The following is a 14,403-nucleotide window of genomic DNA, read 5'->3' on the forward strand; positions in this document are numbered from 1 at the left end:
CTCATGCAATGAGCGGCGGGGTGGGGTGACGGTCTCTCCACATCCAACAGTGCCCGTGTTGAGAGATCACCCCACCCCGCCTCACATATCGCTTTGCTCGCTGTGAGCCGACCCTGCCCCTCCAGGGAGGATGAAGCGCGCGGCTATCGCAACGCCGCCAGCTTCGGGCTAGGCTGCCTCCAACAAATCAAAACAAAAGCACCGGGAGAAACTGCCATGAACCGCCGCGAACTTCTCAAGGCCGCTGCCGCGCTGCCGCTGGCGCATACTGCGCTCTCCAACACCGCCGTCGCGCAAGGCCAATACCCCTCGCGCAACATCACCATGATCGTGCCGTTTCCGCCTGGCGGCCAGGCCGATCTCGCGGCGCGGCCGGTGGCGCAGGCGCTGGAGCGGATCCTGGGCAAGCCTGTGATCGTCGACAACCGTGCCGGCGGCGGTGGCGGGTCGGTCGGCAACGCGGCGGCGGCGCGCGCCGAGCCGGATGGGCATACGCTGTTGATGACGCTTTCGTCGCTCGCCGTGTTGCCCGAGGCCGACCGGCTGTTCGACCGCCCGGTGGCGTATGAAGTCTCGCAGTTTGCGCCGATCGCGCGCGTGCTCGCCGATCCGACGCTGCTCGCGGTGCCGGCGTCTGCGCCATGGAAGACGCTGCAGGAGTTCGTCGACGACGCGAGGAAACGTCCCGGGCAAATTCCTTACGGCTCGTCCGGTCCCTACGGCACGCTGCACGTGGCGATGGAGATGTTTGCGGCGAGCGCCGGCATCAAACTGCTGCACGTGCCGTTCCGTGGCGCCGGTCCTGCGCTGACTGCTCTGCTGAGCGGTACCGTGCAGGCGGTGGCGTCCGCGCCGGGCACGCTGAAACAGCAGGTCGATGACGGCAAAATGCGCGTGCTCGCCAATTGGGGCGCCGAGCGCGTCAAGAGTTTCCCCGATCTGCCGACGTTCAAGGAGCTCGGCTACAAGGACGTCGAGTTCTACATCTGGGCGGGACTGTTCGCGCAAGCAGCGCTGCCGGCGCCGATCATGACGCGGCTGCGCGAAGCGATGGCGGAGGCGGCGAAGGCGCCCGAGGTGGTCAGGACCTACGAGACCGCCGGCAGCCCGGTCGCTTATCTCGACGCGCCCGAATTCGCAAAGTTCGTCGCGGAAGACAGCGCGCGTTTGGTCGCGGCGGTGAAGAAGATCGGCAAGGTGGAGTAGGGAACCCGCTTCACATTTTTTTGTTCGCACCAACGTCGCGTGGCCGCATTCATTCGACAGGCTTGATGCCCTCGCCGCGCGGAGTTCCGCGCCTAACGAAAATACGACGAGAAAGTACAGAGAAAGGACCCGTGCATGCGAACGCAGCGGATTGTCCTCGGCCTTGCCCTCGCGATCGGCGGCGTCGTGCCGGCATTCTCGCAAGAATATCGCGGAACCTGGGAACAGCAGATGGCCTGCACACCCGACGTCTGGCGGCTCTGTGGCGACCAGATCCCGGACGTCAACCGCATCGTGGCATGTTTGCGGCAGAACACGCCGCAGCTTTCCACCGGTTGCCGCGCGGTATTCGAGTCGCAGGCCAACGCGCAGCCGGCGACGCCGCGCGGTGGGCCGCAGCAGCCGGTCCCGCGGGCCCGCGTCCCGCCGGTGCAGCCGCAGGCCGTGCCGCCCCAGCCGAGGCCGTACTTTGCAGACGATTAGGCTGACGTAGCCTCGGCGGGCCTGAGTTCGCAGACGTCGACCCACTCGGCCGACGTCAGCTCCGCCATGCGCGCAGGTGTGATCCGCACCGCGCTGTGGGTCGAGCCCGCGGCCGGCACCACGATATCGAACGCTCTCAGCGACACGTCGCAATAGACCGGCAGCGGCGTCTTCAGCCCAAACGGACACACGCCGCCGACTTCGTGGCCGGTGATCTCGGCGACTTCCTCGAGCCCGAGCATCTTCGGCTTTTCCCCGAACAGCGCCTTCACCTTCTTGTTGTCCATGCGCGACGTGCCGGCGGCCACGATCAGCACCACGCGCTCGCCGACCCGCAAGGAGAGCGTCTTGGCGATCCGCGCCGGCTCGACGCCGTAGGCTTGGGCCGCCAGCGCGACGGTGGCAGAACTCATTTCGGATTCGATCACGGCAATATCGGGTGCCTTCTCGGCGAAGAAGGCGCGAACGGAAGCAAGACTCATTTCAGGACCTTTGGACAGACACCAGGGCGGGCAGCTCGGCGAGAGCATGGATGCGATGGTCGGGCGTCACGCCGAGTTCATCCATCTGGGTACGCAGCGCCTTGAACATCGTCAATGGCGGCAGCGTCTCGCTATCGAGGCAGGCCATCGCCATCGCTTGCGGCGTCACCCGCTCGATCCAGGCGACATTGAGCCCGAACGCCTTGGCGCCGCAGGCATCCCACGGATTGGCCGAGATGAACAGCACCTCGGCAGGCCGCACATGCAGCACCTCCTCGATCAGCGCGTAGGCTTCCGGGCTGGGCTTGAAGATCTTCCTGGCGTCGACGCTGATGACCGCGTCGAGCATGCGGTCGAGCCCGCTGTTGCGCACCAGCGCATTGAGCATGTCAGGGCTGCCGTTCGACAGGATCGCGAGCTTCTTATCCTTCATCGCCGACAGGGTGGCGAGCGCATCCGGATAGAGATCGAGATGCAGATACTTGTCGATGATGCGCGCGAACGTATCGTCGTCATGTTGCAGCCCGAGGCTATCAAGCGTGTAGATCAGCGAATCGCGTGTCACTTCGGAAAAGTCACGGTAGCGCTGCATCAGCGATCGCAGCCAGGTGTATTCGAGCTGCTTGATGCGCCAGACCTGGGTGATGATTTCGCCGTAGCCGGGAAACGCATCCTCGGTGACATCGGCCACCGATTGGATGTCGTAAAGCGTGCCATAGGCATCGAAGACAACGGCTTTGATGATCACTTGTCTCTCATTTCCGCCGCGGGCCAAGGCGATGAGGGCGGCAATTCCGGCGAAGCTCGTGATGGAACACCTCGCAAATGTGCCGCCGATGATACTCCTTTAGATGCCCAAAATCTTCCTTGCGTTGGCCTTCAAAACCTTTGGCCGGATTTCCTCGCGGATGTCGAGTTTGGCAAAATCGGCCAGCCAGCGGTCCGGCGTGATCACCGGCCAGTCCGAGCCGAACAGCATCTTGTCCTGCAAAATCGAGTTGATGTAGCGCACTAGAATGGGCGGGAAATATTTCGGCGACCAGCCCGAGAGGTCGATATAGACGTTCGGCTTGTGGGTTGCGACCGACAGCGCCTCTTCCTGCCAGGGGAAGGAGGGATGCGCGAGAATGATCTTGAGGTCGGGAAAGTCGGCCGCGACGTCGTCCATATACATTGGGTTGGAATATTTTAAGCGCATGCCCATGCCGCCGGGCATGCCCGAGCCGACGCCGGTCTGACCGGTGTGAAACAGCGCGATAGCGCCGCCCTCATTGATCGCTTCATAGAGCGGATAGGCCATGCGATCGTTGGCGTAAAAGCCCTGCATGGTCGGATGGAATTTGAAGCCGCGGACGCCGTATTCCTCGATCAGCTTGCGCGCTTCGCGCACGCCGAGCTTGCCCTTGTGGGGATCGATCGAGACGAAGGGGATCAGGACGTCGAGATGGTCGGACGCGACTTCCAGCATCTCGTAATTGTTGTAGCGGCGGAAACCGGTCTCGCGCTCGGCATCGACCGGGAAGATCACGGCCGCGATGTTCTTCGAGCGGTAATAGCCCGCGGTCTCCGGCACGGTCGGCGGATGCCTGTGCGGCGATTTGAAATATTCCGCCATGCGCTCCTGGAAGTCGTCATAGCCGTCATCGGCGTGCAGGCCGCAGGGCTCTTCCGCATGGGTGTGAATGTCGATCGCGACGACTTTTTCGATATCGGGCAGCTTGAGCTTGGGCATCTCTGGTTTCCCGCCGGCTTGATTTTTGAGTCTGGAAATTGATTATACTATATAACAAATTCCGCAAGGCGGCAGAAACAAAAGGCGGAAAATGAGGGGAGTGCGGCATGGCGGAGATGCAGGCCTTCGAGACCGATTTCTGGAAAGACGCCAACTTAAGGAAAGTCTGGGACGACATCGTCCCCGGCGAGCCGCGCAAGACCATCCCCTACACGCTGACGAGGGAAGCGATCGAGCTGTACTGCCGATCGGTCGGAGAAACCAATCCGATCTATTTCGATGAAGCCTATGCCAAGACCACCCGCTATGGTGGACTGATCGCGCCGCCCTCGATCCACATCCTGCTGATGTTCTCCTGCACGCCGGTGGATGACTGGATGCGTTCGCCCGGAACCGTCAATGCCGGGCAGTCCTGGAGCTACAACATTCCGGCGCGGCCCAATGACGTCATCACGCTGCAGGCGCGCGCGCTCGACAAGTTCATCAAGCGCGAACGGCTGTTCGTGGTGCATGACAACGTCTTCTTCAACCAGAAGGGCAATGTAATCTGTTCCGGCCGCGGCTGGACGATTCGGCCGATGTGAGCGAGGAGGGCGCGATGACCACGACGTTCGAAAAGCTCAAAGCCGGCGATGCCATCGATGGTCCCACATTCGCGGTGTCACGCGAATCCATCCGCCTGTTTTGCGATGCCTCGCTCGACTACAACCCGCTGCATCTCGACGACGAGTACATGAAGGGCAATTTCGGCAAGACCAGTTTCGGCGGTATCATCATGCACGGCATGAATAATTTCGGGCTGATCTCGCGCATGATCACCGATTGGGCCTACCCCGCGGGCGCGATCCACCGTCGGCTGGAAACGCGATGGGTCAAGCCGGTCCGGCCGGGCGACACCATCCAGCCCTCCGGCATCATCAAGGCCAAGCAGGTGACCGAAAAATCCCGCTGGGTGATGATCGACGTGGTGGTGAAGAACCAGGCCGGCGAGAAGGTCGCGACCGGCGAGGCCCTGGTCGAGTTCCCGCGCGACCTGTTCTGTCAGTGAATTGGATCGGGCGTCGTTCCGGGATGGTCCGAAGGACCAGACCCCAGGTGCGCAATTGCGCACGGTAGTTCGATGCAGCGCATCGCCCCGGAATGACGGCTATTTTCCGAGGAGCCTGGAGGCAACAGGCCCCGAAACAGCCCTTCTGCATTGACATTCGGCCCCGCGCTGCTTAGAAACCGCCCATCCCGGGCGGCTGGCCGCTCTTCGGGATTAATCCCATTTTGCCACTTTCGGGTAGCTCAGGTTCGGGCCTCCAGCACGGCCTTTCAAAGCATCAGGATTGTCCCATGAAGGTCCGTAACTCCTTGAAATCGCTGCGCGGCCGTCACCGCAACAACCGTCTGGTCCGCCGCAAGGGCCGGGTTTACGTGATCAACAAGGTGCAGCGCCGCTTCAAGGCTCGCCAGGGTTGAGCGTCAAAGCGCTGAGCTTTTTTCTTCGCTTCACAGGTCTTTGACGATCGGCTGCTTTGCGACGCGAATTTGCGCGTCTAGACTTGGCCCATGGTTTTGAGATTCCTGGACACCCTTAATTGCCGGATCCTAGTCCTCGCCGCGGTCATGATAGCCGCGCCCGCGGCCGCGTTTGCCCAGAACGACCCCAGGGTCATTCCCCCGCCGAAAGCCCAGAAGAAATTGCCTGAGGCGCCTAGCAAACTTCCCAAGGTCGGCGCCGACCGCACCCGCGGGCTGGATTTCCTGTTCGGTGCGCTAAAGGCCGCCCCTGATGAAGCCAGCGCCAAGCACGTCGAGGCGCGGATCTGGGCGCTGTGGATGCACACCCCGAGCGACACGGCCGCGCTATTAATGCTGCGTGCCAAGGCCGCGATTGAGGCGCAGCAGGTCGACGTCGCGCTGAAACTCCTCGATGCCGTCATCAAGCTGCGTCCCGATTATATCGAGGCATGGAACCGGCGCGCGACGCTGTACTATCTGAAGAACGACTACACCCATTCGCTGGACGACATCCGGCAGGTGCTGATCCGCGAGCCCCGGCATTTCGGCGCGCTGGCCGGGCTCGGTATGATCATGCAGGACATCGGCGACGAAAAGCGCGCTCTTGAAGCCTTCCGCAAGGCGCTGGCCGTCAATCCGCACCTCGAGAAGGTGCCGGAGCTGGTCAAGAGCCTCACCGAAAAGGTCGAAGGCCGCGATATCTGATTCCGAGCATGATCCGGACCCGCAGGGCCGCGTAGCGCAAAGTGGGTACCGGTTTTCCGATAAGATCATGCTCAATCGAACAAATCGCGATTAACCCTGATTTCCGACGATTTGCCTCAGGCCGGAACGTAGCGCCGCCAACGCGCTATTATTCGCTGACTGGGTGACAGGAGCGAGCCATGAGACCATTGGTGCTGACCGGCGCGATGATTGTCGCGACCGGAACCTGCGCTTTCGCGCAAGGCGGCTATTGGGTGGTCGGCAACCGGGCCACCGCGAAATGCGAGATTGTCACGAGCAATCCCGTCGTCGACCAGTTTGGCGGAAATATCTGGTTCGAAGCCGGTCCGTACAGGTCGCTCGACGACGCGAAGCTGGCCCGTTCGACCATCGGCCAATGCCCGGCGGTAGAAGAGCCGCCCGCGGAGACGCCGGATGGCAAGGACAAATCCGACTAGAGCTTCGCAAGCCGGTTCGCGCCTTATAGCGCGTCCGCCCAGAGGCTCTAGTGTATGGCGTTACTACCGCGGGCCAGGCTGTCAAGGCCAACCGCTGCGTAAATCTGAGCCAATTCCGTCTCAAGCTGCTCGTTGACCCGCAGCAGCGCCTTGAGTGCGCCGCGGATGTCGCCATTGCAACTCGCTACGATCTGATCGATGGCGGCTTCGCTTGCGTCGGAAATCATGGCAGTCCTCCGATGATACGCTGGAACAATTTGTAGTGAGCGGCCCTGTTCCTGTGGATGTTGGGTACATTGGTGCAGGCGCCCGGCTACCCGCCAATCAGGCACGTGCACACATGGCGAAAGTGGCAATGCGATTGTACAAATCTGTCGATGACGTCAGTATGACCCCGCTATCCACAGGCTTGGCCCTCTGTGGACAATCTCCGAAACCTGCGCCGATCCAGGCCGTAGCTCGCAGGTGCAAAGGATCAGTCGGAAATTCTCGATGGCGGTCGTGATTGTGGTGGCGGCGCTGGCGGTGCTGGCGTTGGCCACCCAAGCCGGGGTTCTTATGGCGCAGCGGGCGCATCCGGCCCAGGGCAGGATGGTCGAGGTGGCGGGCGGGTCCCTCCACGTCCTCGATATCGGACCGCGCGATGCGGTCGGTCCGGCGATCGTGATGCTGCATGGCGCGAGTTCCAATCTTGAGGTGATGCGGCAACCGGTCGGCGAGCGGCTTGCCGGAAAGCACCGTGTGATCCTGATCGACCGTCCCGGGCATGGCTGGAGCACCCGCGCCCGCCTCGCGGACTCGACCCCCGAAGTTCAGGCCCGCATGATCGGCGAGGCGCTGGCCAAGCTCGGCGTCAACAGCGCGATCTTTGTGGTGCATTCCTGGTCCGGCGCGCTGGGGGCGCGGATCGCCCTGGATTATCCGCAAGCCGTCGCCGGCATCGTGATGCTGGCGCCGGTGGCCTACCCGTGGCCGGGCGGCGTCGGGCGTTACAACAGGCTGATCGCCACGCCGGTGATCGGCCCGCTGTTCGCCTATACGATCACGCTGCCGCTCGGCCTGCTGCTGGCGGAACAGGGCGCGCGGAGCGTGTTCCTGCCGCAGACCATGCCGGACGGCTTTGTCAAGAACACCGCAACCCCGCTGCTGCTGCGTCCGCGCGAATTCATCGCCAATGCGCGCGACCTGGTGACGCTGAAGGCGGCGGTCGCCGCGCAGGCGCCGCGCTACGGTGAGATCAAGGCGCCGCTCACCATCATCACCGGCGACGCCGACAAGACGGTGTCGACTGACAGACACTCACGGCCGTTCGCGGCAGCCGCGCCGCACGCGAAACTGATCGTGCTGCCGGGCGTCGGTCACATGATCCAGCATGCGGTTCCCGATCTCGTCATTGCAGAAGTCGAAGCGATGATCGGCCCGGCCGCGCCGAGTATGGCGGCTGCGTCGGCGCGGTGAGGTGCGTGGCCTGACGGCTCCGGATGGGATACGATCAATGCGCGCGGGATTCCGCTGCTCGTCCCCGCGAGGGGTGAAACTTAAGGCGTCGCGACCGGGCAGCCGACCTTCGAGGGAGAGCGCCATGTATGCCGCCATTCGTCAGGGCAAGGCAAAGCCCGGCAAGGCCGAAGAGCTCACACGCAGGATCAAGGAGGGCGCGATTCCCGTCATCAGCGGGGTCGAAGGCTTCATGGGCTATTACGTGGTCTATGCGCCCGACGACACCGTGATAGCGATTAGCTTCTTCAACAATTTTGCCGCCGCCGAGGAATCCAACAAGCGCGCGCTGGCATGGAGCGAGCACGATCTGGCGCCGCTCTTGACCGGCCCGGTGACCGCAATGGCGGGTCCAGTGATCGTGCATACGCTGGCGTAACCACCCTCCCCTGGAGGGGGAGGGTCGGCTCACATGCAGCGCAGCGAAATGTGAGACGGGGTGGGGTGATCTCTCCACTCGGGCACTGTTGGACGCGGAGAGACTTTCACCCCGCCCCGCCGCTGCGCGGCGACCCTCCCCCTCCAGGGGAGGGTGAAGACGCAGCTCTCACTTCTGCTTGCCGTCCTTGTCGAACGAGGAGACATAGGCCCACAGATCGTTGGCCTCTTTCTCGTTTTTGATGCCGGCGAACACCATTTTGGTGCCGGGGATCTTGGCCTTCGGATCCTTGATGTATTCGAGGAACACATCCTTGCCCCAGGTGATACCGGAATTCTTGTTGGCGTCGGAGTAGGAATAACCCTCGACGGTGCCGGACTTGCGGCCATCGAGGCCGTTCAGCACAGGGCCTACCTTGTTCTTGGCACCTTCGCCGATGGCGTGGCAGGCCAGGCATTTGTTGAACGAGGTCTTGCCGGCAGCGACGTCCTGCGCCAGCGCGCTGGATGTTGCGGCAGTCATCGCGGTGAGGGCAACCAGCGCGCTCAAGGTCAATTTCTTCATGGGGTGCTCTTTGTCTCTTCCCTGTGGTTTGTCGGGGGCCATTGCTTGTGGCATGGGCCGCTTTGATTGGACAAGCCACGAAACATTGACAGGTTTCGCGGCGGCGGACTTGCCCGAGAGAGAAGTTGCGATTGGAGCGGCCATCCGACCTTGGTGGCCTACCCAAACCGGGTCGGACGTGCTTGATTTGTCGCGATAAATCGATAAAGCGCGAGGCTAACGGGCGCTTGGAGGAACACGCATGGCCATCATGATGCCGGCTGCGGATCAGGCGGTTCTCGGCCGCCGCGGCGAAATCGTGGCCGCCTTGCGCGCGATCGTGCCGGGCGAGGGCGTGATCGACAGCGCGGCCGAGATGCTCGCCTATGAATCCGATGGTCTCACCGCCTACCGGCAACCACCGATGGTCGTGGTGCTTCCGGACACCACCGAGCAGGTCTCGCAGGTCCTGAAATACTGCTTCGAGCACGGCATCAAGGTGGTGCCGCGCGGCTCCGGCACCTCGCTGTCGGGCGGTGCGCTGCCGCTCGTCGACGGCGTGCTGCTGGGGCTGGGCAAGTTCAAGCGCATCCGCGAGATCGATTTCGACAACCGCGTCGTGGTGACTGAGCCCGGCGTCACCAACCTCGCCATCAGCCAGGCGGTGGCGCATGCCGGCTTCTACTATGCACCCGACCCCTCGTCGCAGATCGCCTGCTCGATCGGCGGCAATGTCGCGGAAAATTCCGGCGGCGTGCATTGCCTGAAATACGGCATGACCACCAACAACGTGCTCGGCTGCGAGATCGTGCTGATGTCGGGCGAGATCCTGCGGATCGGCGGCAAGGCGGCCGAGAACTCAGGCTACGACCTGATGGGAATCATTACCGGCTCCGAGGGGCTGCTCGGCGTCATCACCGAGATCACGGTGCGCATCCTGCAGAAGCCGGAAACGGCGCGAGCCCTGATGGTCGGCTTCGCCGAGGTCGAAGCCGCCGGCGAATGCGTGGCACGGATCATCGGCGCCGGCATCATTCCAGGCGGCATGGAGATGATGGACAAGCCGGCGATCCATGCCGCGGAGGCTTTCGTCCATGCCGGCTATCCGCTCGATGTCGAGGCGCTCCTGATCATCGAGCTCGATGGCCCGAGCGTCGAGGTCGATGAACTGATCAAGCGCGTCGAGGCGATCGCGCAAGGCTGCGGCTCGACGACCTGCCAGATCTCGACCTCCGAGGCCGAGCGCAATCTGTTCTGGGCCGGGCGCAAGGCGGCGTTTCCCGCGGTCGGGCGGATCTCGCCAGACTATCTCTGCATGGACGGCACGATTCCGCGCGGCGCACTGCCGAAGGCGCTCGCGCGCATCCGCGACCTCTCGGCAAAATACGATCTGCGCGTCGCCAACGTGTTCCACGCCGGCGACGGCAATCTGCATCCGCTGATCCTCTATGACGCCAACAAGCCGGGCGAAATCGAGCGGGCGGAGGCCTTCGGCGCCGACATCCTGCGGGCCTGCGTCGAATTCGGCGGCGTGCTCACCGGCGAACATGGCGTCGGCATCGAGAAGCGCGACCTGATGGACGAAATGTTTTCGGAAGCAGACCTGAACCAGCAGCAGCGGCTGAAATGCGCCTTCGATGCGCAAGGCCTGCTCAACCCCGGCAAGGTGTTTCCGACGCTGCACCGCTGCGCCGAACTCGGCCGCATGCATGTCCATGCCGGCCAATTGGCGTTTCCGGATTTGCCGAGATTTTGAGGATGACTGTCGCCAACCTTTCAATCGTCATACGCCGCGAAGGCGGGGTATCCAGTATTCCGCGCCGCCAGTGCCTTATCTCGACGCTAGCGATTACTGGATCGTCCGCCCCAGTGCGCAATTGCGCAGAAGGCGGACGATGATGCCAACGGACGGGCATAGCATCGTGGATACCTTGAAGGTCCGTGACGGCAGGGACGTCGAAGAAGTCGTGCGGGCGGCGATTGCCAATGAGCAGCCGCTCGAGATCATCGGCCATGGCACCAAGCGCACGATCGGCCAGCCGATGGCGACCAACGCCGTGCTCGACGTGTCGGCGCTGAACGCGGTCTCCTCCTACGAACCGAACGAGCTGATCATCACCGCGCAATCGGGCGCGCCGCTTGCCGACGTGCAGTCGCTGATCGATTCCAAGAACCAGCAATTCGCCTTCGAGCCGATCGACACCTCCAAGCTGCTCGGCGTCTACGGCAACGGCACTATCGGTGGCATGATCGGCGCCGGCCTCGCCGGTCCCCGCCGCATCAGGGCCGGCGGTGCGCGCGATCACCTGCTTGGTGCGCATGCGGTGTCCGGCTTCGGCGACGGCTTCAAGACCGGCGGCAAGGTGGTGAAAAACGTCACCGGCTATGATCTCTGCAAGCTCCTGACGGGGTCGTGGGGCACACTGGCCGTGATGACGGAGGTCACGCTGAAGGTGATGCCGAAGCCTGAGAGCGAGCGCACGCTGGTGCTTTCGGGGCTTGACGATCTGACCGCGAACCGGGCGATGACGACGGCGCTCGGCTCGCCTTTCGACGTCTCCGGCGCGGCGCATCTGCCGAATTCGGCGTTCCGGCCTGCGACCGGCGCGCTCGCGGAATTTGCGGCGCAGGGCCGGGCGGTGACGCTGCTGCGGCTCGAAGGCATCGCGGCATCGGTTGCGGATCGCGCCGGTTCGCTCGTCAAAGCGCTGGCCTCATTCGGCACGGTGGAGATGTTGCAGGACGCGGCGTCGGCGGCAATCTGGAGTGCTATCCGCGACGTCGAACCATTCGCCGCCAGCGGCGCACTCGGCGCCTGGCCGGTGTGGCGGATCGTCTGTCCGCCGGCGTCCGGCGGCGCGCTGGGACAGGTGCTGGCGCGCGAGACCGGGGGCGATATGATCTATGATTGGGGCGGCGGACTGATCTGGGCCGCATTGCCCCCCAAGCCGGATGCGCTAGCCGCCCTGGTGCGACAGCGCGTCGAAGCCGCGGGCGGCCACGGCTCGCTGATCCGCGCATCCGAGGAGACCAGGCGGAATGTCGATGTCTTCCATCCGCAGCCCAGCGGTATCGCCGCCTTGAGCGAACGCGTGCGCCACAGTTTCGATCCCAAGGTCATCCTCAACCGCGGCCGGATGGTGCGGGGAGCTCCGGCATGAAAACCGAATTCTCGCTGGCCCAGCTCGCCGATCCCGATATTGCCGAGGCCGACAAGATCCTGCGGGCCTGCGTGCATTGCGGGTTCTGCACCGCGACCTGTCCGACCTATGTGCTGCTCGGCGACGAGCTCGATAGCCCGCGCGGGCGGATCTATCTGATCAAGGAGATGCTGGAAAAGGACCGTCCGCCGACGGCGGAAGTGGTCAAGCATATCGACCGCTGCCTCTCATGCCTTGCGTGCATGACCACCTGTCCGTCGGGCGTGCACTACATGCATCTGGTCGATCAGGCGCGGGTCCGGATCGAGAAGGAATACTCGCGGCCGCTGGCCGAGCGCGCCTTGCGCGCGGTGCTCGCCCTCGTGTTGCCGCGGCCAAACCTGTTTCGCGCCAGCATGATCATGGCACGGCTTGCCCGCCCGTTTGCGGCGCTCCTGCCGGCGCCGGAGGCGGCAGCGGCACCCGGCCTGTTGCGCCGAATCAAGGCGATGCTGGCGCTCGCGCCGAAAGCACTTCCTCCGCCGGGACCTGCAGGCGGCAGCGTCTTTCCGGCCCACGGCGAGCGGCGCGGGCGGGTCGCGCTGCTGCAGGGCTGCGCCCAGCAGGTGCTGGCGCCGCGCATCAACCAGGCCGCCATTAACCTTTTAACGCGCCACGGCGTCGAGGTCGTCCTCGTCCGGGACGAGCAATGCTGCGGCGCGCTCACCCATCACCTCGGGCAGGACGGCGACGCGCTGGCACGGGCACGCGCCAACATCACAGTGTGGAAAAAGGAAGTGGAACAAGGCGGCCTCGACGCCATCCTGATCACAGCATCGGGCTGCGGCACGGTCATCAAGGACTATGGTTTCATGCTGCGCGAGGATCGCGATTACGCCGCTTCTGCAGCGCAAATTTCCGCGCTGGCAAAGGATATCACCGAGTATCTCTCAGGCCTCGAACTCGCGCCATCGCACCAGAAAGGCGACGTAACAGTGGCTTATCACTCCGCCTGTTCGCTGCAGCATGGACAGAAAATCACAGGCCTTCCGAAAGAATTGCTTTCCAAGAATGGATTCGTGGTGAAAGATGTGCCCGAGAGCCATTTGTGTTGCGGTTCGGCGGGGACCTACAACATTCTCCAGCCTGACATTGCGAGCAGATTGCGCGATCGGAAGATCGCCAATATTGCGACAGTCAAACCGGACATGATCGCTGCAGGCAATATTGGATGCATGGTTCAAATTGCCGGCGGTACGTCAGTTCCTGTGGTGCACACGATTGAGCTTCTCGATTGGGCGACAGGAGGTCCAAAGCCTGGATCATAGACAAGATTGAATTGATCGATCGGCCTACGGGCATGATCCGGAAAGCCCGCCCCGCGCCGGCATAGCCGGATGGGGACCGGTTCTTTCTTCAGGCAGGCGTGAAGAGCGTTTGTCGGCAGATCGCGCCCGGACAAGGGATGGAGCGGGAGGGCACTTCGAAGAAGTGTCGTCCCGGTCTGGCCCACGGACTATTCGAAGCGCTCGACAGACATCGACAGCGACAACAGGAGGACCAGATGGCGAAGAAGAGTAAGAAGGCCAAGAAGGCTAAAAAGGCCAAGAAGGCCCTAGCGGCGAAGAAGTCCGCGAAGAAGGCTGCAAAGAAATCGGCGAAGAGGGGCGCGAAGAAATCCGCCAAGAAGGTCGCAAAGAAGGCCGCCAAGAAATCAAGGGCCGCCGCACCGAAGAAGGCCGCAAAGAAGAGCGCGCCGAAGAAACGGAAGGCCGCTGCCAAGCCTGCCACTCCCAAGGCGGAGCCGGCGGTGACGACGCCCGAACCGGAAGCCGAAGCTGCCTCGTCGCAGAGCTGGGCTTCCCCCGAGCCGTCCAATCCCTCATGGGCGGCCGGGTCGTCCAACGGCGGCGACCACAACTAGGCAAGCCGTCCGCCGAAAACATTTGGCAGAGGCCGCAGCGTCCAGCGCTGCGGCCTTTTTCGTGAGACCATTGGTTGAGGCGACCGCGGCCGTATTTTCACGGGGAAGTTGATTCGCAAAATGGCATCGTTCGGTGTGTCGCCAGTGCCGCTTGTCCCGGCTTCAGGTGCGGTCCAGGTGGCCCGGGAACCCTCAAATTTGTTGTGAGAAAGCAACACACGCCGACAAGATTTGCCGGAATTGCCCAAACGCCTAAAAAGGCGGCACGTGCTTGACTTTTTTGCTTCACGACAATGACGCGCCAGCCCACTGTGTGGCTACGCGAAGACATTTGGCCGCAGTCGGCGC

The 14,403-nt window shown here is 63.2% G+C and carries 18 protein-coding genes; 13 read left to right on the forward strand and 5 right to left on the reverse strand.

Annotated features, from left to right (window positions below):
* Positions 1-216 precede the first annotated feature (216 nt).
* Together HCN50_RS12680 and HCN50_RS12685 are read left to right on the forward strand one after the other, a co-directional pair.
* A complete protein-coding gene (locus HCN50_RS12680) occupies positions 217-1,206 on the forward strand; it encodes a tripartite tricarboxylate transporter substrate binding protein (RefSeq protein ID WP_171710016.1) in 990 nt (329 codons plus the stop codon).
* 135 nt (positions 1,207-1,341) lie between these two features.
* The gene (locus HCN50_RS12685; RefSeq protein ID WP_171710017.1) at positions 1,342-1,689 is read left to right on the forward strand and encodes a hypothetical protein; all 348 of its coding nucleotides are present in this window, start codon (positions 1,342-1,344) and stop codon (positions 1,687-1,689) included.
* On the opposite strand, the gene HCN50_RS12690 is transcribed toward HCN50_RS12685, so the two are convergent.
* The 3 genes from HCN50_RS12690 to HCN50_RS12700 all read right to left on the reverse strand — a co-directional run bounded on the left by HCN50_RS12690 (position 1,686) and on the right by HCN50_RS12700 (position 3,903).
* Positions 1,686-2,171 carry a YbaK/EbsC family protein gene (locus tag HCN50_RS12690; protein ID WP_171710018.1) on the reverse strand — a complete coding sequence of 162 codons (486 nt, stop codon included), beginning with the start codon at positions 2,169-2,171 and terminating at the stop codon, positions 1,686-1,688. The genes HCN50_RS12685 and HCN50_RS12690 overlap by 4 nt on opposite strands.
* Before the next feature lies 1 nt (position 2,172).
* Entirely contained in the window at positions 2,173-2,919 is a 747-nt protein-coding gene (locus HCN50_RS12695; protein WP_171710019.1) for a haloacid dehalogenase type II, read from the reverse strand.
* 99 nt (positions 2,920-3,018) lie between these two features.
* Entirely contained in the window at positions 3,019-3,903 is an 885-nt protein-coding gene (locus tag HCN50_RS12700; RefSeq protein ID WP_171710020.1) for an amidohydrolase family protein, read from the reverse strand.
* A 107-nt stretch (positions 3,904-4,010) separates the two neighbouring features.
* On the opposite strand from HCN50_RS12700, the gene HCN50_RS12705 reads away from it, so the two are divergent.
* The 5 genes from HCN50_RS12705 (at position 4,011) to HCN50_RS12725 (ending at position 6,572) form a co-directional block, all read left to right on the forward strand.
* Complete coding sequence (locus HCN50_RS12705; RefSeq protein ID WP_171710021.1) at positions 4,011-4,487, forward strand: MaoC family dehydratase; 477 nt, start codon at positions 4,011-4,013, stop codon at positions 4,485-4,487.
* Between the two features lie 14 nt (positions 4,488-4,501).
* Positions 4,502-4,951 (forward strand): MaoC family dehydratase, encoded by a 450-nt coding sequence (locus HCN50_RS12710; protein ID WP_171710022.1) that lies wholly within the window; start codon positions 4,502-4,504, stop codon positions 4,949-4,951.
* 290 nt (positions 4,952-5,241) lie between these two features.
* Positions 5,242-5,367 (forward strand): type B 50S ribosomal protein L36, encoded by a 126-nt coding sequence (gene ykgO / locus HCN50_RS12715; RefSeq protein WP_002718645.1) that lies wholly within the window; start codon positions 5,242-5,244, stop codon positions 5,365-5,367.
* Positions 5,368-5,514: 147 nt separating this feature from the next.
* Entirely contained in the window at positions 5,515-6,114 is a 600-nt protein-coding gene (locus HCN50_RS12720; protein ID WP_235976949.1) for a tetratricopeptide repeat protein, read from the forward strand.
* A 179-nt stretch (positions 6,115-6,293) separates the two neighbouring features.
* Complete coding sequence (locus HCN50_RS12725; RefSeq protein ID WP_171710024.1) at positions 6,294-6,572, forward strand: hypothetical protein; 279 nt, start codon at positions 6,294-6,296, stop codon at positions 6,570-6,572.
* Between the two features lie 47 nt (positions 6,573-6,619).
* Here the strand turns inward: HCN50_RS12725 and HCN50_RS12730 are convergent, their stop codons facing one another.
* Positions 6,620-6,799: a hypothetical protein gene (locus tag HCN50_RS12730; protein WP_171710025.1), complete on the reverse strand. Its 180-nt coding sequence runs from the start codon at positions 6,797-6,799 to the stop codon at positions 6,620-6,622.
* Between the two features lie 265 nt (positions 6,800-7,064).
* Here HCN50_RS12730 and HCN50_RS12735 point away from each other — a divergent pair, with 265 nt between their 5' ends.
* Positions 7,065-8,030 carry an alpha/beta fold hydrolase gene (locus HCN50_RS12735; protein WP_171710026.1) on the forward strand — a complete coding sequence of 322 codons (966 nt, stop codon included), beginning with the start codon at positions 7,065-7,067 and terminating at the stop codon, positions 8,028-8,030.
* Between the two features lie 124 nt (positions 8,031-8,154).
* A complete protein-coding gene (locus HCN50_RS12740) occupies positions 8,155-8,448 on the forward strand; it encodes an antibiotic biosynthesis monooxygenase (RefSeq protein WP_171710027.1) in 294 nt (97 codons plus the stop codon).
* Between the two features lie 168 nt (positions 8,449-8,616).
* On the opposite strand, the gene cycA is transcribed toward HCN50_RS12740, so the two are convergent.
* Positions 8,617-9,012: a cytochrome c-550 CycA gene (gene cycA / locus HCN50_RS12745; protein WP_171710028.1), complete on the reverse strand. Its 396-nt coding sequence runs from the start codon at positions 9,010-9,012 to the stop codon at positions 8,617-8,619.
* A gap of 241 nt (positions 9,013-9,253) precedes the next feature.
* Between cycA and HCN50_RS12750 the strand changes: the two genes are divergently transcribed.
* From HCN50_RS12750 to HCN50_RS12765, 4 genes are all read left to right on the forward strand, one after another.
* The gene (locus tag HCN50_RS12750) at positions 9,254-10,747 is read left to right on the forward strand and encodes an FAD-linked oxidase C-terminal domain-containing protein (protein WP_171710029.1); all 1,494 of its coding nucleotides are present in this window, start codon (positions 9,254-9,256) and stop codon (positions 10,745-10,747) included.
* A gap of 166 nt (positions 10,748-10,913) precedes the next feature.
* The gene (locus tag HCN50_RS12755; RefSeq protein ID WP_171710030.1) at positions 10,914-12,152 is read left to right on the forward strand and encodes an FAD-binding protein; all 1,239 of its coding nucleotides are present in this window, start codon (positions 10,914-10,916) and stop codon (positions 12,150-12,152) included.
* A complete protein-coding gene (gene glcF / locus HCN50_RS12760) occupies positions 12,149-13,459 on the forward strand; it encodes a glycolate oxidase subunit GlcF (RefSeq protein ID WP_171710031.1) in 1,311 nt (436 codons plus the stop codon). Before HCN50_RS12755 ends, glcF begins: the two co-directional genes overlap by 4 nt.
* A gap of 236 nt (positions 13,460-13,695) precedes the next feature.
* Positions 13,696-14,055, forward strand: a complete 360-nt coding sequence (locus tag HCN50_RS12765) for a histone (RefSeq protein WP_171710032.1) — start codon at positions 13,696-13,698, stop codon at positions 14,053-14,055.
* Positions 14,056-14,403: the final 348 nt, after the last annotated feature.

The sequence above is a fragment of the Bradyrhizobium archetypum genome, from assembly GCF_013114835.1.
Taxonomy (GTDB): Bacteria; Pseudomonadota; Alphaproteobacteria; order Rhizobiales; family Xanthobacteraceae; genus Bradyrhizobium; species Bradyrhizobium archetypum.